Origin of the sequence: Tolypothrix tenuis PCC 7101 (assembly GCF_963874875.1) — a bacterium.
Lineage (GTDB): Bacteria > Cyanobacteriota > Cyanobacteriia > Cyanobacteriales > Nostocaceae > Aulosira > Aulosira tenue.
In genome coordinates this window covers 359,684-378,697 of the sequence record NZ_CAWNJS010000001.1, presented here as the reverse complement: position 1 = coordinate 378,697, position 19,014 = coordinate 359,684, and the positions used below count along the sequence as shown (strand labels likewise).

Here is a 19,014-nt window from a genome sequence, read left to right as displayed (position 1 = left end):
AAGTTATTTGAATACCTGGGATTACCTTAGTAATTTTTGTCAACATAGCAAGCAATTTTTGAATCGCAGTCGCACGTTCTTCTTTGCGTCTACCCTTCGGGAACGGCTTCGCCGAATGCGCCTCTGTGCGAGACAAAAATCCTCTGGTTAATTTGTCATAAAACACTGTATTTAGTTTTTTGAATCACAATTTATAGCAAAGCTATAGCATTAATCTTTTGAAAATAAGCTTTTTAATGTCAACATTAATTATTGCGAGAAAGGCGATTATCTCGGACTCATATTTAATTTTTGAAATTATCCCAATTCCAATAATGTTGGCGACACATCAATATATTCTCGAGGGCACGGCATTGCCCTATTGGTGTCAACTTAAGCTAAAAGCTATATAGGGCGGGCGTTGTACAAATACCTCGCGCCCTCATCCCCTAACCCCTTCTCCCCCGGGAGAAGGGGAACTAAATCTCTTGCTCCCCTTTCCCTGTGGGCGAGGGGCACAGGGTGAGGGCGAAACCTTGCAACCAAGAGGGTTTCACGTTAAGTTGACACCACTGGTATTGCCCGCACCCCTACTCATCTATCGCATTCTTGGTTTCTAATTCACATGAGTGTGAATGATGAATTTATGCAGGTTGTTCTGGTTCCGTCGTTCCCTTTTGCCCAATTTTTGGTTCTGTGCCTGCAAGCAAACGTTCTATATTGCTGCGGTGGCGGATAATCACATACAACCCACCCACAAAAGCATAGAGAATGCAAGCTAAGGGTTGATGGAAAACTATCATGAAAATTGTTACTGCGATCGCACCTGCAATGGAACCCAAGGAGACGATGCGCGATATGGCAAAGAAAAGGGCAAATACACCTGCTGTTGCTAAACCTACTTGCCAGCTGATCGCTAATAAAGTCCCTAAACCAGTGGCGACAGATTTACCACCGCTAAAGCCCAAAAAAATCGATTTGCTGTGTCCGAGAACTACTGATAATCCGGCTAAAGTAACTAACCAGGGTTGCCAAAGGTTAGCATCTACCGTAGCGGGGACTAAGTTATAAACTGGGGCCAGGTGAAATAACTGATAAACTAGAGCGATCGCCAATACACCTTTCAAGCAATCAATTAATAGCACAAATGCCCCAGGGCCTTTACCCAAGGTTCTCAGCACATTTGTTGCGCCAGTGGAACCGGAACCAACTTCCCGAATATCAATACCCTTTAACTGCTTTACTGCAATGTAGCCTGTAGGGAAAGAACCCAGTAGGTAGGCTACAACTAAAACCGCCCCGCACAAACTTAACCAAATAGCCATAACAATTCAAAATTCAAAAGTCAAAAGTTGTAGAGACGCGATTAATCGCGTCTGTACTTAAAAAGTCAAGAGTCCAAAGCCATAATACTTGACCAATGACTAATGACTAATTAAAAATCATCATCATAATTTCTCATTGTTTTGGGGTCTGGGGCAAAAGCTAGCCATAAAGGAAATTGCAGTAACCCTAGACTAATTTGGTCTTCGGAATCATCAATGATAATTACAGGCATTTGATTGGCTTTAACTAATCGCTCTGCTTTTTGTGCGACAGCTTCGGGAGTTTCAAATAATACCACTCCTCTATCTGGGCCAAAGTCTGGACGACCGATGCCTAAACAGTCTTGTAAGCCGCGCCGCCATTCACCGAGACGTTCTGGTGTATTAGATAATATCAAAGCACGGACGCGATCGCCATAGAGACTGTTGAGGATAGAAATTACCGCCGAAGAAATTAAGATATTCTGCAAGCGGCTACCCATTGTCCGCAAAGCACCTCTACCGCCTTGGGTGAAAAACCAGTTAGCAACTCGTTCGGCGTGGACTGGCTCAAAGGTGCGGCGCAGTTGCCAAGCTGGGCCATAATAATCTGGTTTGTTGCGATATTGGTCAATGAGGCGGCGAATTTGCTTAGTAGTATCTTGAAACTGCTGGGGGGCAAATTGGGGGATACCTGGCTGAGATTCAACAGCAGGCTTTACCTCTTTGACTATAGGCCTTTCTCGTTCAATTACTGGCGGCGGTACTAGCGGCAACTGCTCGGCGGCGGCGGCTAAATCTTGTAAACTGCCTGTGAGGTAATCTTTAAAACCCTGGACGCGAATTGCTAAGTCTTGGGATGCGCCAGCAAATGTGGTACGCATTTCATTACGGATGCGTTCTTGACGGCGTTCTAACTGTTCAACGGAAATTTGCAGGGCTTGTTTGCGTTGTTCTAATTGCGAGAGCGACTCTTGCACAATTTTACTGAGTGTCTGTTGAGTTTCCCCAACTTGTGCTTGCAGAGTTTTGTAAGTCGCTTGCAGATTAGCTATTTCGGCTTTGAGAGCTTCTTTGGTAGTTTCTAACTCAGCAACTTGTTGTGCTGCTTGTGTATATAGAGAATTATCTGCGGATTCTGAATTTATTGGCGATCGCACTGCCACAGTTTCCACTGGTAATAATGGTACAAGTAACTCAGTTGCATCTTCTGTTGGCTCTGTAGCAACTTCTACTTCTATTTGGGAAATTGGTGCTGACAAAGTTGCGTCATCGGGCTGTGAGTCCACCAATAAATTTTGTGCTTCTGTTTCCGCCTCTGAGTCAACCGATGAGTCTTCCGGCTCTGCAACTGGTTCGCTCGGCTCTTCTATTTGCGCCAACCACTCATCAATTGATTCTGGGGTTTGAGATTCCTCTGGGTTCATAAATAATAGTGTAATTCCTATGACGCGAATAAATAGCTTTCAGAAATATACAATTGACCTGGACTAAAAGTCCTAAGTCTGCATTTTATATTAATTGGGGAATGGGGGCTGGGGATTGGGGATGGGGACTGGGGAATGGGAAAAACTCTTGTACAGACGCGATTCATCGCGTCTGTTGCAAAGCACTAAATACGCGGACAGCGTTGTTCTAAACAAGCTTTGAGGGTGTTTGGGTCAAATAAAATGGGCAAGAAGTGAATGCTGTTAATTTCTTTAAAGTAAAACAGAATCGGAATCCCTGGCCAAAATATCCGCCAATTTTGCCATTCTTGATAAGGAAACCGCCGAATTAATTTGTCGCCTCTGTAAAGATCCAAGTCTGTGGCGGTAAATTGCAACCGGATAATGCCAGCCTGAAACATGAGAAACAAACCCAGCAAGCCAATGACACCGCCTACTAAAGGTTGAACTAGCAGCAGTGGAATCGAAGCAACTAGCAAAACTACAGGGATATTGTAGCTAGGTTTGAGTTCAACTGTAGATGTAGAGTTAGGCGCAAATGAACTAGTCATACCAATTATTAAATGTTGGATTTTAGAGCCACTGGGTTGCGCGGGTTAATAGCGTTGTCGCCAGTGGAGTGATTTTACCCTTTTCCCTTTTACCTTTTCCCCTTAACCGAAAAGTCTTGCTACATCCCTTTGATCAATGCACTACCAGGGCCTTGAAACATTAACCAAGAAAGGAAAAAATTACTTACAAATATAATGAGCAAGGCTGTTACTACAGCAGTGGTAGTTGATTGTCCTACTCCTTTAGCGCCTCCGGTTGTTGTTAAACCCCAACTACAACCAATTACCGCGATTAAAATGCCAAAGCAAAAGGCCTTAATCATGGCGCTCAAAATATCCCAAAGACCAAGCAGATTCCGCGCCGAGTCGAGAAATACAGTATCAGCGATGCCGTATAAATTTGTGGCAATTAACATTCCCCCTAATAACCCTGTCACCAAAGACAAGAGAGTTAAAATTGGCAACATTATGCAACAAGCTAAGACACGGGGAATCACAAGGTAATCAATGGGGTCTGTTCTGAGCATTAATAAAGCATCAATTTGCTCTGTAACCCGCATAGTGCCAATTTCAGCCGCAAAAGCCGAACCCACTCGCCCCGCTAAAATTACGGCTGTCAATACAGGCGAAAGTTCTCTGGTTAAGGCTACCGCCAGCACACCGCCAACAAAATTTCCCGCCCCAAAGTTAATAAACTCCCGTGCTACCTGAATAGTAAACACAGCCCCCACAAAAATCGCCGTTAACAGCGCAATAAAGAGCGAATCTGGGCCCACTGCTGCCATTTGCTCTTTAGTATTTCGCCAATGGATTCTGATTCGTAGGAGGTGAACCAGTACTTGTCCACCCAAAAAAATCGCCGCCAGCAACCGCTGACCCCACGCGCCTAGACTGGATTTGGATGTAGTCTCACTCAATGTTTTGTAGCTAACTCGGTAACTGCCTTAAGAATAGCGAAACTAAACGCCTTCAGGGAATTGGTAAATGGAAAAAGTTTGGGATGGGGCATTGGGGATGGGGCATAGGGCATGGGGAATGGGTAATGGGTAATTGGTAATTGGTAATTGGTAATGGGAATGAAGAATTTTCCCCCTGCTCCCTGCCCCCTGCCCCTTTGCCTTACTCAGTCCCCAATGCCCAATGCCCAATGCCCAATGCCCCATGCCCCATGCCCCATGCCAAACATTAACTTACTTTAAAGCTCGTCTCATAAAATTAAGCGTTTTTTGAGCAAGCTGGAATTGCTTTTGGATGATAACTATAAACTACAATCTATATATCATAAAGGTTTGGCTCGCTTCTTAGTCTATTTATGCTGAACCAAACTCATCTGTGAGATCAGACTTTTTTTTAATGAAAACTTAAGATTTTTGACATCTTGGTTGCTGAGGAGCGATCGCACGTATTGTAGAAGATGACATTGCAGCTTTTATCGCTATTGTCTACCCTAACCGCGGAGTGTTGTCTCAATGACTGTGTTTACTAACTTTCTCCGTTCTCTACTACTTACGATTGTCTTTAGTTTTTCTTTACCCATGCTCTTAGTTGGTGGCTTCTTGCTTGTGGTATCCCTGTTGGGTCATATCCCCGGGTTACAAGGCATTAATGAAGCGATCGCTCAACAAATTATACATTTTCTCGCTACCTTTGGTAGTGGTACGCCTCTGCGTGGCTTATTTGTTATTAGTTTAACTTGTAGTTTTGTGGGAGCGCTGTTTGACGTTTACGCTTATTATCGGTGTCAAATTCTCCGCATTGATTCTTAAGTTGAGTGAATTAGCATATTCAATTTTTGATTGGCTGACCAATCTATAAGTATTTATATTTCACAATTAAAGGATGCTTATCCTCAATTAGCTCTGGATGGGCATTCTTGGAATTTTATTAATTAAAGCAAAATGCAGTCTCTTGTACAGACGCGATTCATCGCGCATTGGTGTCAACTTAACGTGAAACCCGCTCTTGTGCAAGGTTTCGCCCTCACCCCCAACCCCTCTCCCACCAGGCTATCCATTACCCGGATCTTTCTCAACATTTACGAGAGTATTCACTCACGCTTTTTATAACCCTGATTCCTTCGTCATCAATTCTCAATAAAAACCTAATTTTAGCGAGAAGACTAAGAGTTAATCTGTCAAGTATGTTTGACACCTCAGTGTTCAAGATGCCCACAAAATAAGCATTTCAAGATTGTAAAGAAAGATGTGACTAATGGATAGCCCACCAGGAGAGGGGAGCAAGAGATTTAGTTCCCCTTCTCCCTGAGGGAGAAGGGGTTAGGGGATGAGGGCGCGAGGTATTTGTACAACGCCCGCCCTATATAGCTTTTAGCTTAAGTTGACACGTATGTTCATCGCGTCTCTCCACCTGGGCGATTCATCGCGTCTCTGCAACTTAGCACTATTATTTATACTAAAGTTAAAAACAGGTTAAGTGTTTGTGGCAATGGTGCTACACACTCAACTTGAGTTATTGATTTTTGAGATTCTGAGTTTTTGCAAGCTGAATAAAAATGAAAATACTAAATGAAAAACTCCACCTACAAGGGGATGGAGTTTTTGAGCATGGGGAAGAAATTACCAATGACGGCAGTTGCTACAAGTCGGGAAACCCGCCCATCGCACTGCCTCCCCAATGCCCAATGCCCCAAGCGGCGGGGCGGCTGTCCCTCTCCACCCAAAAGGGGATGGAGTTTCCCGCAGCTTTCAATAACTTTCAATAAATAGCTATTTCAATCTAAAAACTTCCTTAAAGTTTAGTGGAGGATAGTACCTGTGCATTACTTGATGCTGACAAAAGCAGGTCGTCTGACCACTGGGCATTCTATATTGGGTGTATTACGAGATTTAATGACTGTTATGGTTTGGCCTTTTAAGCCCAGGTTTAGTAAACAAATAGCGCGAATTGAAATTAATGGTGCAATTTCTGGTGGCACTCGTAAACGGGTTCTGGAAGCACTGAAAACGGTAGAGGAAAAGAAGTTTCCGGCGTTACTGCTGCGGATTGATAGCCCTGGCGGTACGGTGGGAGATTCTCAAGAAATTTACAGTGCCCTCAAACGTTTGCGGGAGAAGATGAAAATTGTTGCCAGTTTTGGTAATATTTCGGCTTCTGGCGGTGTCTACATTGGCATGGGAGCCGAGTACATCATGGCTAATCCTGGTACAATTACGGGTAGCATTGGTGTAATTTTGCGTGGCAATAACTTAGAACGCTTGTTAGATAAAATCGGTGTTTCCTTTAAAGTCATTAAATCCGGCCCTTACAAAGATATTTTGGCATTTGATCGGGAACTGACGGAACCGGAACAAGGTATTCTACAAGAATTGATTGATGTTAGTTATCAGCAGTTTGTGCAAACCGTAGCTGAAGGTCGTTCTTTAGCGGTAGAAACTGTGAAAAGTTTTGCCGATGGTCGAATATTCACCGGACAGCAAGCCTTAGAGTTAGGTGTAGTAGATCGTCTGGGAACAGAGGAAGATGCACGTCGTTGGACAGCAGAACTAGTCGGCCTCGACCCTGAAAAAACACAATGTTTCACTCTAGAAGAACGTAAACCCCTGCTGAGTCGCTTACTTCCAGGAAGTCGCCAAGCTTCATCAAGCATCGGCGCAGGTATTGACTGGTTGGAATTTGAAATGTCTACCAGTGGTTTACCCCTGTGGTTGTATCGGCCGTAGGGATTGGGGACTGGGGACTGGGGACTGGGGATTGGGGACTGGGGATTGGGGATTGGGGACTGGGGATTGGAGATTGGGGATTGGGGGATGAGGGGGATGAGGAGAAATTACCATTACCCATTACCCATTACCCATTACCCATTACCCCCTTCGCTATTACCCAATGAGAATTGACAACTGACTAATTAAGGAGGATTGGGCGTGGAGTGGCAAATGCGGGCTATTCGTGGAGCGATAACGGTTTCAGAAAATACTACTGAGGCGATTCGAGAAGCGGTAACAGAATTATTAGATGAACTGGAACAACGAAATGATCTCCAGCCAAAGGATATGATTAGTGTGACGTTTTCTGTGACACGGGATTTGGATGCAATTTTTCCAGCTGCGATCGCAAGAACTCGTCCAGGTTGGGATGGTGTCGCTATGTTGGATGTGCAGCAAATGCACGTTGAAGGCAGTTTACAGCGCTGTATCCGCTTTTTAATCCACGTCTACCTGCCAACTTCTGCGCCAATTTATCACATATATTTGCGTCATGCGGCTAACTTGCGTCCTGACTGGAGTTTGCCTCAGCAATTAAATGGAGTGCAACAAGTAGTTGAGTCAAAGGTTTAAAGTGCGTTAGTAGATGAGTTGATGAAATCATCTACCTTCAAAGCCAAAGGACAGAGAAGAGAAATCTTATATCAATTTGAAAAAAGAATACGACAGATGGGTTGGTAGGGGCACGGCACCCGTCATCCGTGTCAACTTAAGCGTGTTGTACAAAAACCCTCGCCCTCATCCCCTAACCCCTTCTCCCCCAGGAGAAGGGGAATTAAATCTCTTGCTCCCCTCTCCTATTAGCTCCCTTAACTTGGTAAAACTGCGTTAGCAGGAGAAGGGAAATTAAATCTCTTGCTCCCCTCTCCTGGTGGGAGAGGGGCTGGGGGTGAGGGCAGAACGTTGTCGCCAAGCGGGTTTCACGTTAAGTTGACACCAATGGGCACCAGTCAGATAATTTGATATACCAAAAGACTGTGGATGCCGTGCCCTTACAAAGACTTTATTTGTCGCCAACATTATTTAAATTGGTATTAGGTGAAATTTCAACCAGCCTAGGGAATGTGCAGAGAAATTAAATATCAGTTTCAATTTCTAATACTTGGTGGGGGCACGGCACCAGTAACATAATTTGATCTACCAAAAGATTGTGGATGCCGTGCCCCTACAAAGACTTTATTTGTCGCAAATATTATTTAAATTGGTATTAGGTGAAATTTCAACCAGCCTAGGGAATGTGCAGAGAAATTAAATATCAGTTTCAATTTCTAATACTTGGTGGGGGCACGGCACCAGTAACATAATTTGATCTACCAAAAGATTGTGGATGCCGTGCCCCTACAAAGACTTTATTTGTCGCCAACATTATTTAAATTGGTATTAGGTGAAATTTCAACTTGAGAAAGCAGTTAATGAGAATCGCGTGTTAGCTGTTTCAATCCCTAATAGGGATTAAGTGAAGTTTAAACTTTAGATGGCGCAGTGCGACGCACTAAAAGCGGCGCGTTTCAATCCCTAATAGGGATTAAGTGAAGTTTAAACCCTTCGTGTCCACAGTGGACACGAGCAACCCTTAGTTTCAATCCCTAATAGGGATTAAGTGAAGTTTAAACATTGAGCAAACTCAATACCTGCTGTCTGAATTCCTTGTTTCAATCCCTAATAGGGATTAAGTGAAGTTTAAACACAAAATAGCTCTGTGCAGGAAATCGTTATCTTAATGTTTCAATCCCTAATAGGGATTAAGTGAAGTTTAAACCTACCAGATGAGCAATTACCGCATTGCACATTAAGTTTCAATCCCTAATAGGGATTAAGTGAAGTTTAAACTTTTAGTAGACTCGTGACTTAGCAATAGTTGCGGGTTTCAATCCCTAATAGGGATTAAGTGAAGTTTAAACCTCATCTGGTGCGTTTTCTGGCGCATTAGTCCTAGGTTTCAATCCCTAATAGGGATTAAGTGAAGTTTAAACTGAAGGGATTTGGGATGAAAGGCTAGACAAGCTCGTTTCAATCCCTAATAGGGATTAAGTGAAGTTTAAACACTCTTTAAAAGCACCATCTAAAGAAGTTTGAGAGTTTCAATCCCTAATAGGGATTAAGTGAAGTTTAAACTGCGGAAGCCCCAAAGCCAATGTATATATAGTTTTCAAGGTTCGGTTGCGCGGACAGTGCAATCATAACATAAGCAAGAATGAAACAGCAAACCCAAAATGGCTGAAAGTCAATCCCTGTAAGGCGCGCGGGTGATTAAGAAGCAATAAAGCGGTGGAAGCCTTATATACAAATAGTTTTAACGGTTTTTGGTGAGATTACTTTTCTAACACCTACCCATCCGCGCATTCTGGCAAGAAAAGAGTATGGTTGCGGGCGGCTGATATTCAATCTTAGCAGCACAGGCAATGCATTAGGGAAGGCTAAAACATCAATTATTGAGAGCTAGTTAATCGAAAAATTGGCTCGTTGGTTGTGAAGGAGATCTGGTTGTGCGTGAAGGAGATCTGGTTGTGCGTGAAGGAGATCTCATTGATAGAGAACCCGATCTGGTTGGTTGTGAAGGAACCGATGTTCTCTATGGATGAGCGCTCATTGATAGACAACCCGATCAGGTTGGTTATGAAGGAACCGATGTTCTCTATGGATGAGCGCTCGTTGATAGACAACCCGATCTGGTTGGTTATGAAGGAACCAATGTTCTCTATGGATGAGCGATCGCAAGCTATGTAGACGCAGTATATCCGTAGAAATCGCACCCAATAATGCTAATTATTGACTTTGTCTGGTATGTATAGGCGCGGGTAAACTACGCAATTATACTCAGTAATTGACTATGTAAAGATATTTGTCAACTGCCGCACACGACATAATAGCCCAGTTGCAGTTATACTACAATCTCACCTTTGCTCAAACAGCAGGGTGTATTAATTATTTCTATAATTATTGCGGTATTTAGCGTCAGTAGCGAAGTAGTGCTAGTCTTTGATGTACTGAGATTTTCTCTGTACTGTCTGCATTTTTCTAGATGTGCTGTTAAAGGTTGTTTAAAAAGTGGTTGGCTGTGATTTTCGAGATTTATTGATCCCCCCTACCCCCCTTAAAAAGGGGGGAAAAGTTCTTCAAGTCTCCCTTTTTAAGATTAGGGAACGGCTAGGTAATTTAGTTACTAGCGAAGGGTTAAAAGTTCTTCAAGTCCCCCTTTTTAAGGGGGATTTAGGGGGATCTATATTTTTCAAGCATCCTCTTAAAAACAAATCGATTCCAGCACAAATTAAGTCTTTTTTCCCAGCGTGAAATGATTTCTGGTTTTATCTAATTAGTCAAAAGAATAAGTTAAAAAGCTAAATATTTATATGTATGGATTATCTAATATTAGAAGAGATTTAAAAATTAACGAACCACGGAGAACGCAGAGTTCGCAGAGAAAGAAAGTTGGGAGAGTGGGTAGGGTTTGGCTGATATTTAGCTGTTTAATTATCGGGTTATTTACTTCTCAAGCATTAGCGCAAACTTCTACGGAACCACCAATACAAGATATTGACCGTCAATTAGAAAAACCTGAGCCGACAACGCCAAAGTTACCAGAGTTACCGAATTTTGAAGAGTTGTTGCAGTCTCCATCTCCTAATATAACTCCGCCGCAGAAAATTCCTCAAGATTTAGCGGGGACAATTCAAGTAACGGGGTTTGATGTTGTTGGGAGTACTGTATTTAGTCAGCCAGAATTCAGCGCAGTTACTCAAGAGTTTGTTAATAAACCTCTGACTTTTGCTCAACTATTAGAGGTAGCTGATAAAGTTACGCAACTCTATACTAAAGGCTGTCAAGCTGAATATAAAAATACCGATTTACCTTGTTATGTTAACTCCGGTGCGTATATCCCCGCCGACCAAACTTTTAAAGCTACGGGTGGGGTAGTCAAAATTCAAGTTGTGGAAGGTAGTTTAGAAAGTATTGATGTTCAGGGGACAAAACGGCTTAATCCTCATTATGTGAGAAGTCGTTTAGCTTTAGCAACAAATAAGCCTTTGAATTTAAAGAAGTTGCTGCAAGCTTTGCAATTATTACAGTTAGATCCACTAATTAAAAATGTCTCTGCGGAACTGGGGAATGGGGTGAATCCTGGTGCTTCGGTGTTAGCGGTAAAAGTGGCGGAAGCAAAAACATTTAGCGCACAAGTTAGTTTAGATAATAACCGCACTCCTGGTATTGGGAGTTTTCAGCGCCAAATTCAATTGAATCAAGCAAATCTTTTGGGATTGGGTGATGGGTTAAGTATTGGATATGCGAATACTGATGGAAGTAATAGTGTAGATGTCAGTTATAAATTGCCGATTAATCCCCGCAATGGCACTTTGCAGTTTAATTATAGCTATGCATCTAGTAATGTCATTGAACAACCCTTTGATTTCTTAGATATTGAGGGAACTTCTCAAGAGTATGGTGTCAGTTTCCGTCAACCACTAATCCAAACTCCCACTACAGAATTTGCAGTAGGAATTAGTGCAACTCATCGAGAAAGTGATGTGGGCTTTTTAGCATCGCAATTAGGCGAAAGGCTACCTTTTCCTTCGTCGGGTGCTGATACCAATGGTCAGACAAAAGTGACTATCTTAAGATTATTTCAAGATTGGACTCAGCGCAGTAGTGAACAAGTATTAGCGGCGCGTTCTCAATTTAGTTTGGGGATTGATGCTTTAGGTACGACAATTAATGCAGACCCCCCAGATGGGCGATTTTTTACCTGGCGGGGACAGGCGCAATGGGTACGTTTGTTAGCACCAGAAACGCTATTTTTAATCCGTGCTGATTTGCAATTGGCTGATAGGCCATTGTTAGCTTCCGAACAAATTGGTTTGGGAGGAGTTGCGACTGTGCGCGGTTATCGTCAAGACCAAATATTAGCTGATAATGGCTTTGTGGCAACTGCGGAATTACGCTATCCGGTGTTGAGAGTTCCACAGGTAAACGGGTTATTACAAGTTACGCCATTTTTAGATTTTGGGACAGCTTGGAATATTTACCAACCTGGGAGAACGACTCTTAATCCTGATACTATCGCATCAACTGGTATCGGGTTATTGTGGCAACAAAGTAATTTAACCGCGCGTTTAGATTGGGGGATTCCTTTGGGGATTAATATTGCTAATAAAAATACTTGGCAAGAAAACGGTCTTTATTTTTCTATCATTTATACACAACCATTTTAGAGCCTGATTATGTTTATATTTTTATTATTAACTGCTTTATCTCTGGGCAAATATCCTCATGTATTTTCCCAAGTTACATCAATAGCGGCAATTATTAATTCCCAAGTATCTAGTAATCCAACTCCAAATACTCAATCGTTATTAGAGAAAGGTTTAAGTTTATATCAACAAGAGCAATATTCCCCAGCATTGGAGATTTTTCAACAGGCTTATGCAGCTTTTCAAGGGAAGGGTGAGAAACTTAATCAAGCGCTGGTATTAAATTATCTTTCTTTAACTTATCAACAGTTGGGAAATTTAACTGATGCGGAAAAATCTAGTGCTGAGAGTTGGCAACTATTACAAAATAAAAGTGATAGTAAAGATTATTTATCTATCCTAGCTCAGGCGTTGAATACTCAAGGGCAATTACAATTAGCCAAAGGAGAAACTGAAAAAGCTTTGACTAGTTGGCAAGCAGCAACCGCTACTTACAATAAAATTGGCGATCAGGTAGGAAAAATCGGGAGTCAGATTAATCAAGCCGAAGCATTGCAAACATTAGGGTTTTACCGTCGCGCTACAATTACTTTAGAAGAAATTAAGCGGAATTTAGATCAACAACCAGATTCTTTGTTAAAGGTAACAGGCTTGCTGAGTCTGGGTAATACCCTGCGGGTAGTGGGGGATGTGACTCAATCTCGCCAGATATTAGCACAAAGTTGTGAGATGCAAGCCAAGCGATCGCACTCCGAAAATCTTTGTAATCCGCAAACTACTACGCCAGTACAGCCAATCCCCGAATCAGAAAAGCTTGCAGAAATTCTCCTGAGTTTGGGGAATACAGCGCAAGTACAGCAAAACACTCAAGAAGCTATAGAGTTTTATCAACGCGCTGCGAGTCTTTCCCCGCAGCAAACAACTCAGTTACAAGCACAGTTAAATCAATTAAATCTGTTAACGCAATCTTCAGCCACACCAGAAATTCAACCGCAAATTCTCGCTTTAGTAAATACCTTACCTGCAAAGCTGGAGACTTTACCCCCCAGTCGTAGCAGTGTATTTGCGCGGATTAATTTTGCTCAAACGCTGCTAAAACTAGCCAAAACCGGATTGTTACCCAAGAGTGACATTACTAGCCAGGATAATTGTACCGCTGCGGCTTCCCTCTGTACCGCCGCCAAAATTGTCGCTACAGGTTATCAGCAAGCCCAAAATTTAGCAGATGTGCGATCGCAATCCTACGCTTTGGGTACTTTGGGTAGTTTGTACGAACGCACCCAGCAATGGAACCAAGCGCAAATCCTCACCCAACAAGCGCTAAAATTGGCTTTAGGTATACAAGCTAGAGATATTGCTTATCGTTGGCAATGGCAATTAGGAAGGATTCTCAGCGCTACTGGTAACCCTAAAAATAATCAACTAGGAGCAATAGCCGCTTACGATCAAGCTGTAAAGAACTTAAAATCTATCCGGCGCGATTTAGTTAGCGTCAACCGTGACGCGCAATTTTCCTTTCGCGATGAAGTAGAACCAGTTTACCGCGAGTATGTGAGTTTGCTCTTGCCCAAAACCGGGGAACCCAGCGCCGATAACCTCGATAAAGCCAGAAAAGTCATCGAATCCTTACAGTTAGCCGAACTAGATAACTTTTTCCGCCAAGCTTGTTTAGACAGCAAACCCGTACAAATTGATGACATTGATCAGCAACGACAAACCGCCGTCATCTACCCAGTAATTTTAAGCGATCGCGTCGCCACTATCGTTTCCCTACCTAATCAGCAAAAAAACAAATCTCTAAAATTGCATACCGTTGTCATCCCCAAAAATCAATTTGAAACCACAGTTAAAGAACTACATAAAAAAATCTTTGCTGTCAGCGCCCATGAATTTATTCGTACATCACAACAAGTATATGATTGGTTGATTAGACCTATCGAAACAGACTTACAAAATAGTGGTGTTAAAAATCTCGTATTTGTCTTAGATGGAACCTTGCAAAATATTCCCATCTCTGCACTTTACGATAGACAGAAAAAGCAATATTTAATTCAGAAACAATATAACATTGCCATTACCCCAGGTTTAGAACTATTACCACCCCAACCTTTAGCCAAAAAACAATTACAAGCATTAGTTGGCGGATTGAGTGAAGCGCGTGACGAATTCCCCGCATTACCTGGCGTAAAATATGAATTAGAGCAAATCAAAACTATATTTTCCACCTCAGGAAACTTTCTCGATAAAAATTTTACGCCGCAAACAATTGAACAAGCAATTAAATCTTTTTCTGGCGGCATTTTACATCTAGCAACTCATGGTAAATTTAGTTCCAAAGTTGAAGATACCTTCATTTTGACTTGGAATACCAGACTCAATGTCAGAGATTTCAGTTCTGTATTGAAGTCTCACGAAACTAGCAAACAAGGAGTAATTGATTTACTGATTCTCAGCGCTTGTGAAACTGCGGCTGGCGATAACCGCGCCGCCTTAGGAATAGCTGGAATAGCAGTACAATCAGGCGCACGCAGTACATTAGCAACCCTGTGGAGTGTAAATGATGAAGCGACAGCAGCTTTAATGATTCAATTTTATAAAGAGATAGCTCACCATCAAAAAAAAGCTGAAGCCTTGCGTAATGCTCAATTATATCTACTTTCAGGAGAATTAAATCCTCGCTTTAAGCATCCCTATTTTTGGGCACCTTTTGTATTAGTGGGGAATTGGCAATAATGGGGAATGGGGAATGGGGAATGGGTAATGGGTAATGGGGAATTGGTAATGGGTAATAGGTAATGGGTAATGGGATGATAATTTAAATGTAGGGTGTGTTGTCGCGGAGCGCAACGCACCTGCAACAATAATTCGTCATTTGTCATTCGTAATTGAATAATAATTTAAATGTAGGGTGTGTTGTCGCGGAGCGCAACGCACCTGCAACAAATTAATGTACTGTACAATCAGATATTTAAAAAAGAATACAACAGATGGCAAGGGCACGGCATTGATAATATTTTGGTAGATGCAATTATCTTAATGGTGCCGTGCCCTTACATGGAATTTATTGGTTGCAACCATTATTTAAATTGGTATAAGAATATGACAAAATAGATAGAATAATTGGGAGGAAGCAATCGCCATGAGCGTTATTACTGCCAAGTGGACAATTGACGAATATCACCGCATGATTGACGCTGGCATTTTAAGCGATCGCCGGGTGGAATTACTCAAGGGAGAAATAGTAGAAATGTCACCGGAAGGGGAACCTCACGCTTATTGTAGTGATGAAGCTGCTGAGTATTTAGCAAATTTATTGGGAGAGCGCGCTACAATTCGTGAAGCCAAACCCATGACTCTACCTAACAACTCCGAACCAGAACCCGATATTGCCATTGTGCAACGTTTAGGACGGGAATATCGAGAGCATCATCCTTACCCAGAAAATATATTTTGGGTGATTGAATATGCTAAATCCAGTTTAGAAAAAGATTTAGAAACTAAAAGCCAAATTTACGCAGAAGTTGGAATTATTGAGTATTGGGTTGTCAATCTCAAAAAGCTACATTTAATAGTATTCAGAGAACCTCTAGATGGAGAATATGCTACAAAATTGACACTAACTGCTGGCATAATTCAACCGCTAGCATTTCCAGATGTTTCTATCTTAGTGGAAAGAATTATTAATAAATGAGAATTCGTAATTCGTAATTGAACAGCATCAATGGTGCGTTACGGCGATATTTTATTGTCGCTATGTTTAAAATTCTCTCATCGCCGTAACACACCCTACATCTGTGAATATTTTTTGAGTTAGAAGTTCCTTATGTTCCTGCACGAGAGCGGAGATGATCGGGTATATGATGGCGATCGCCTAATATTTCTAACAAAGGCCCATTAACATCAAATTTCACCATGCTTACCGACGCAACCAAAATATTTACCCGGTAGCGATAGCGTCCTAAATCAATTCCCAGTAAACTGCAAAGTAGAATCCGAATTGTGGCTTTATGGGAAACTACTAAAACATTACCTTCGGGATGTTTTTCCTGAATCTCCGCAATTACAGGCATAGCACGGTTAGCAATATCTACCGCCGTTTCTCCACCTATGGGCGCATTCCAAGCGGGTTCTGTCATCCATTTGACATAGTTCTCTGCATACTTCTCTTGAGCAAAAGATTTACTCTTAGTTTCCCATTTGCCGTAACTACCTTCTCTCAGTCCCTCACGCAACTGCATATCTATACCAGTAGCATCACAAAATGGCTTGGCAGTTGCAATGGTGCGCTTCATCGGGCTAGCATAAACTGCTTCCCACTGCAATTTTTGATAAACATCAGCGAAACTCTCCGCCATTTGTATTCCTTCTGCAGTCAACTCCGCATCAGTCTCACCGCAGAAATTACCACTCTGACTAAAAGTAGTTTCTCCATGTCGCAGTAAATATAAATTGAGTGTCATAACTTGTATCGCGATTGGGATTGAGGAGTTTGTGCAACCATAAACTAGCATCTATCTCTTAATCGCGTATGTACCCTTAGGACAAACTATGCAACCAAAAAAGTTAATCAACCACAAACTTTTAAAATCGCAGAAAGAGTTATACCAAATCAAATAATGTTTGGGATATATCAATAAATTGTAGCGGTCAAGGCAGTGCCTATGCGTGTCAAGTTAACGTGAAACCCGCTTGGTTGCAAGGTTTTGCCCTCACCCCCAGCCCCTCTCCCTCAGGGAGAGGGGAGCAAGAGATTCAATTCCCCTTCTCCCTGAGGGAGAAGGGGTTAGGGGATGAGGGCGCGAGGGTATTTGTACAACACGCGCCGTATATAGCTTTAAGCTTAAGTTGACACCACTGCAGTGCCTATGCGTGTCAAGTTAACACCAAACCCGCTTGGTTGCAAGGTTTTGCCCTCACCCCCAGCCCCTCTCCCTGAGGGAGAGGGGAGCAAGAGATTCAATTCCCCTTCTCCCTGAGGGAGAAGGGGCTAGGGGATGAGGGCGCGAGGGTTTTTGTACAACACTCGCCTAGTGGTTTCAGCTAGTACTAGAATGATTTTGGTAATAGATTGACATAATCTAGACGTAGACAGCAATTATTACTCAAAAATCTGAAAATCTGGAGACTTCATGCCCAAGCTCAACGTTAAGCAGAAAAACTGGCTTCTTTCCGCCCATGTTGCATTTGGTAGCATTTGGTTGGGTACGGCTTTATGCATAGTAGCGATCGCACTTAAAAATACTCATACTACTAACGGTGATGAACTATATGCAGTCAATGCTAGTTTGAAGTTAATCGATGATTTCGTGATTATTCCCTCAGCTAACTTATCTTTGTTAACCGGAGGGCTGCTTTGTTGGTTAACGATTTGGGGCTTTTTTAAGCATTACTGGGTAATTGTCAAATGGATTGCGACAGTTCTGTTGATTACTACAGGAACTGTGTGGTTAGGGCCTTGGTTAAATGCAGCCACAAGTATTTCTGAGATAGAGCGATCGCAAGCATTGAGCAATCCCCTATATACATTTGACATCAAAGGTGTTCTCATTGGCGGTACAATTCAAACTTTATCTGTACTTATTATTATTGGCATTTCCGTCCTGAAACCTTGGGGTAGAAGAATAGTCAAAGTCAAATCGCCAGAAGAATCTACCTCATCAAGTAGCTAGAGACTTGCAAATAAAAAATAATCAATTGCTTTGGTAAGCAGAGGAAGCAGAGGAGAAAAAATACAATTCTGTCCTTCGCTGTGAAAAATCGATAATCTAATCTCTTTCCCCCTTCCCCCTTACCCCTTACCCATTACCCCTTCCCCAGTCCCCAATCCCCAGTCCCCAGTCCCCAGTCCCCAGTCCCCAATCCCCAGTCCCCAGTCCCCTAAATCCACATTCCCACCGCTAATAATTACGCCGATTTTCGCGCCTGGTGCTTTCGCTACACCAGCTAATAAAGCAGCAGCGGCTAGTACTCCTGTGGGTTCAACAACAATTTTTAACCGTTCCCAAATAAACAACATCGTAGTGATAATTGCTGATTCCGAAACTGTCACCATATCATCAACATAATTCAGTACTAAGGGAAAGGTAATTTTCCCCAAGTAAGGAGTACGAGCGCCATCGGCAATTGTATTAGAATTGGTGACAGTTTGCAGAGTTTTGCTATGAAAGGAACGGGTAGCGTCATCAGCTAGTTCTGGTTCTACACCAATCACCCGACAGTTTGGGGAAAGTGCTTTAGCTGCGATCGCACAACCGGAAATTAAGCCGCCACCTCCACAAGGAACTAGCAATAAATCCAGTTCGCCTACCTCTTGTATCAATTCTAAAGCTGCTGTTCCCTGCCCCGCGATGATGAGGGGATGATCGTAAGGAGGAATCAGGGTAAGATTGCGATCGCTGGCTAAATTTTGGGCTAATTCTTCCCGGTTCGTGGTGTGGCGATTATAGAGAATTATCTCAGCGCCATAACCCCTGGTAGCCGTTTGCTTGACTGCGGGCGCATCATCAGGCATGACAATAGTTGCAGGGATATTGAGTAATTTTCCCGCAAGTGCGATCGCCTGGGCATGATTTCCCGATGAAAATGTGAGAACGCCTTGATGTTTTTGCGCTTCCGATAGCTGTGCTAATGCATTGTACGCACCCCGAAATTTAAATGCGCCTGTGCGTTGAAAATTTTCGCATTTAAAAAACACCTGGCTGTGAATACGTTCATTCACTGTTGTTGAAGTTAGCACAGGTGTTAAATGAGCAATACCCAAAAGCCGCTTTTGGGCTGCTTGCACATCATTTATAGTGACAGATTTATCCTGTTGCATTTAAGGA

At 42.5% G+C, this 19,014-nt stretch carries 14 protein-coding genes and 1 CRISPR repeat array; of the genes, 8 read left to right on the top strand and 6 right to left on the bottom strand.

The genetic code is table 11. The annotated features are described in order from the left end of the window. Window positions 1–623: 623 nt before the first annotated feature. From plsY to AACU25_RS01480, 4 genes are all read right to left on the bottom strand, one after another. A complete protein-coding gene (plsY, locus tag AACU25_RS01495; RefSeq protein WP_096573594.1) occupies window positions 624–1,304 on the bottom strand; it encodes a glycerol-3-phosphate 1-O-acyltransferase PlsY in 681 nt (226 codons plus the stop codon). Between the two features lie 110 nt (window positions 1,305–1,414). Next, on the bottom strand, window positions 1,415–2,710 hold the full coding sequence (locus AACU25_RS01490; RefSeq protein WP_096573593.1) for a DUF3086 domain-containing protein: 1,296 nt from the start codon (window positions 2,708–2,710) through the stop codon (window positions 1,415–1,417). 185 nt (window positions 2,711–2,895) lie between these two features. Next, window positions 2,896–3,282 (bottom strand): DUF3119 family protein, encoded by a 387-nt coding sequence (locus tag AACU25_RS01485; RefSeq protein WP_096573592.1) that lies wholly within the window; start codon window positions 3,280–3,282, stop codon window positions 2,896–2,898. 119 nt (window positions 3,283–3,401) lie between these two features. After that, complete coding sequence (locus AACU25_RS01480) at window positions 3,402–4,199, bottom strand: MlaE family lipid ABC transporter permease subunit (protein WP_096573591.1); 798 nt, start codon at window positions 4,197–4,199, stop codon at window positions 3,402–3,404. Window positions 4,200–4,751: 552 nt separating this feature from the next. Here AACU25_RS01480 and AACU25_RS01475 point away from each other — a divergent pair. From AACU25_RS01475 to AACU25_RS01445, 7 genes are all read left to right on the top strand, one after another. Then, the gene (locus AACU25_RS01475; protein WP_096573590.1) at window positions 4,752–5,048 is read left to right on the top strand and encodes a hypothetical protein; all 297 of its coding nucleotides are present in this window, start codon (window positions 4,752–4,754) and stop codon (window positions 5,046–5,048) included. A 746-nt stretch (window positions 5,049–5,794) separates the two neighbouring features. Further along, window positions 5,795–6,004 carry a hypothetical protein gene (locus tag AACU25_RS01470; protein ID WP_096573589.1) on the top strand — a complete coding sequence of 70 codons (210 nt, stop codon included), beginning with the start codon at window positions 5,795–5,797 and terminating at the stop codon, window positions 6,002–6,004. A gap of 136 nt (window positions 6,005–6,140) precedes the next feature. Continuing rightward, window positions 6,141–6,962, top strand: coding sequence for a signal peptide peptidase SppA (gene sppA, locus AACU25_RS01465; protein WP_096583423.1), 822 nt, complete (start codon window positions 6,141–6,143; stop codon window positions 6,960–6,962). 213 nt (window positions 6,963–7,175) lie between these two features. Further along, complete coding sequence (aroH, locus tag AACU25_RS01460) at window positions 7,176–7,577, top strand: chorismate mutase (protein ID WP_199347539.1); 402 nt, start codon at window positions 7,176–7,178, stop codon at window positions 7,575–7,577. Window positions 7,578–8,436: 859 nt separating this feature from the next. Beyond that, window positions 8,437–9,119: a CRISPR direct-repeat array (repeat unit 37 nt; unit sequence GTTTCAATCCCTAATAGGGATTAAGTGAAGTTTAAAC). 1,235 nt (window positions 9,120–10,354) lie between these two features. Then, complete coding sequence (locus AACU25_RS01455) at window positions 10,355–12,211, top strand: ShlB/FhaC/HecB family hemolysin secretion/activation protein (RefSeq protein ID WP_096573584.1); 1,857 nt, start codon at window positions 10,355–10,357, stop codon at window positions 12,209–12,211. Window positions 12,212–12,220: 9 nt separating this feature from the next. Continuing rightward, window positions 12,221–14,923 (top strand): CHAT domain-containing protein, encoded by a 2,703-nt coding sequence (locus AACU25_RS01450; RefSeq protein ID WP_096573583.1) that lies wholly within the window; start codon window positions 12,221–12,223, stop codon window positions 14,921–14,923. Between the two features lie 406 nt (window positions 14,924–15,329). After that, window positions 15,330–15,881 carry a Uma2 family endonuclease gene (locus AACU25_RS01445; RefSeq protein ID WP_096573582.1) on the top strand — a complete coding sequence of 184 codons (552 nt, stop codon included), beginning with the start codon at window positions 15,330–15,332 and terminating at the stop codon, window positions 15,879–15,881. Window positions 15,882–16,011: 130 nt separating this feature from the next. Here AACU25_RS01445 and AACU25_RS01440 read toward each other — a convergent pair whose 3' ends face one another. Next, window positions 16,012–16,650, bottom strand: a complete 639-nt coding sequence (locus AACU25_RS01440) for a histidine phosphatase family protein (RefSeq protein ID WP_096573581.1) — start codon at window positions 16,648–16,650, stop codon at window positions 16,012–16,014. A 669-nt stretch (window positions 16,651–17,319) separates the two neighbouring features. On the opposite strand from AACU25_RS01440, the gene AACU25_RS01435 reads away from it, so the two are divergent. Beyond that, window positions 17,320–17,859, top strand: a complete 540-nt coding sequence (locus tag AACU25_RS01435) for a hypothetical protein (protein WP_096573580.1) — start codon at window positions 17,320–17,322, stop codon at window positions 17,857–17,859. Between the two features lie 119 nt (window positions 17,860–17,978). Here the strand turns inward: AACU25_RS01435 and AACU25_RS01430 are convergent, their stop codons facing one another. Continuing rightward, window positions 17,979–19,007 (bottom strand): threo-3-hydroxy-L-aspartate ammonia-lyase, encoded by a 1,029-nt coding sequence (locus AACU25_RS01430; protein WP_096573579.1) that lies wholly within the window; start codon window positions 19,005–19,007, stop codon window positions 17,979–17,981. Window positions 19,008–19,014 lie beyond the last annotated feature (7 nt).

Coding starts and splice junctions, on each gene's coding strand:
- plsY (WP_096573594.1), bottom strand. CDS start 1,304: ATGGCTATTTGGTTAAGTTTGTGCGGGGCGGTTTTAGTTGTAGCCTAC.
- AACU25_RS01490 (WP_096573593.1), bottom strand. CDS start 2,710: ATGAACCCAGAGGAATCTCAAACCCCAGAATCAATTGATGAGTGGTTG.
- AACU25_RS01485 (WP_096573592.1), bottom strand. CDS start 3,282: ATGACTAGTTCATTTGCGCCTAACTCTACATCTACAGTTGAACTCAAA.
- AACU25_RS01475 (WP_096573590.1), top strand. CDS start 4,752: ATGACTGTGTTTACTAACTTTCTCCGTTCTCTACTACTTACGATTGTC.
- AACU25_RS01470 (WP_096573589.1), top strand. CDS start 5,795: ATGAAAATACTAAATGAAAAACTCCACCTACAAGGGGATGGAGTTTTT.
- sppA (WP_096583423.1), top strand. CDS start 6,141: ATGGTTTGGCCTTTTAAGCCCAGGTTTAGTAAACAAATAGCGCGAATT.
- aroH (WP_199347539.1), top strand. CDS start 7,176: ATGCGGGCTATTCGTGGAGCGATAACGGTTTCAGAAAATACTACTGAG.
- AACU25_RS01455 (WP_096573584.1), top strand. CDS start 10,355: ATGTATGGATTATCTAATATTAGAAGAGATTTAAAAATTAACGAACCA.
- AACU25_RS01450 (WP_096573583.1), top strand. CDS start 12,221: ATGTTTATATTTTTATTATTAACTGCTTTATCTCTGGGCAAATATCCT.
- AACU25_RS01445 (WP_096573582.1), top strand. CDS start 15,330: ATGAGCGTTATTACTGCCAAGTGGACAATTGACGAATATCACCGCATG.
- AACU25_RS01440 (WP_096573581.1), bottom strand. CDS start 16,650: ATGACACTCAATTTATATTTACTGCGACATGGAGAAACTACTTTTAGT.
- AACU25_RS01435 (WP_096573580.1), top strand. CDS start 17,320: ATGCCCAAGCTCAACGTTAAGCAGAAAAACTGGCTTCTTTCCGCCCAT.
- AACU25_RS01430 (WP_096573579.1), bottom strand. CDS start 19,007: ATGCAACAGGATAAATCTGTCACTATAAATGATGTGCAAGCAGCCCAA.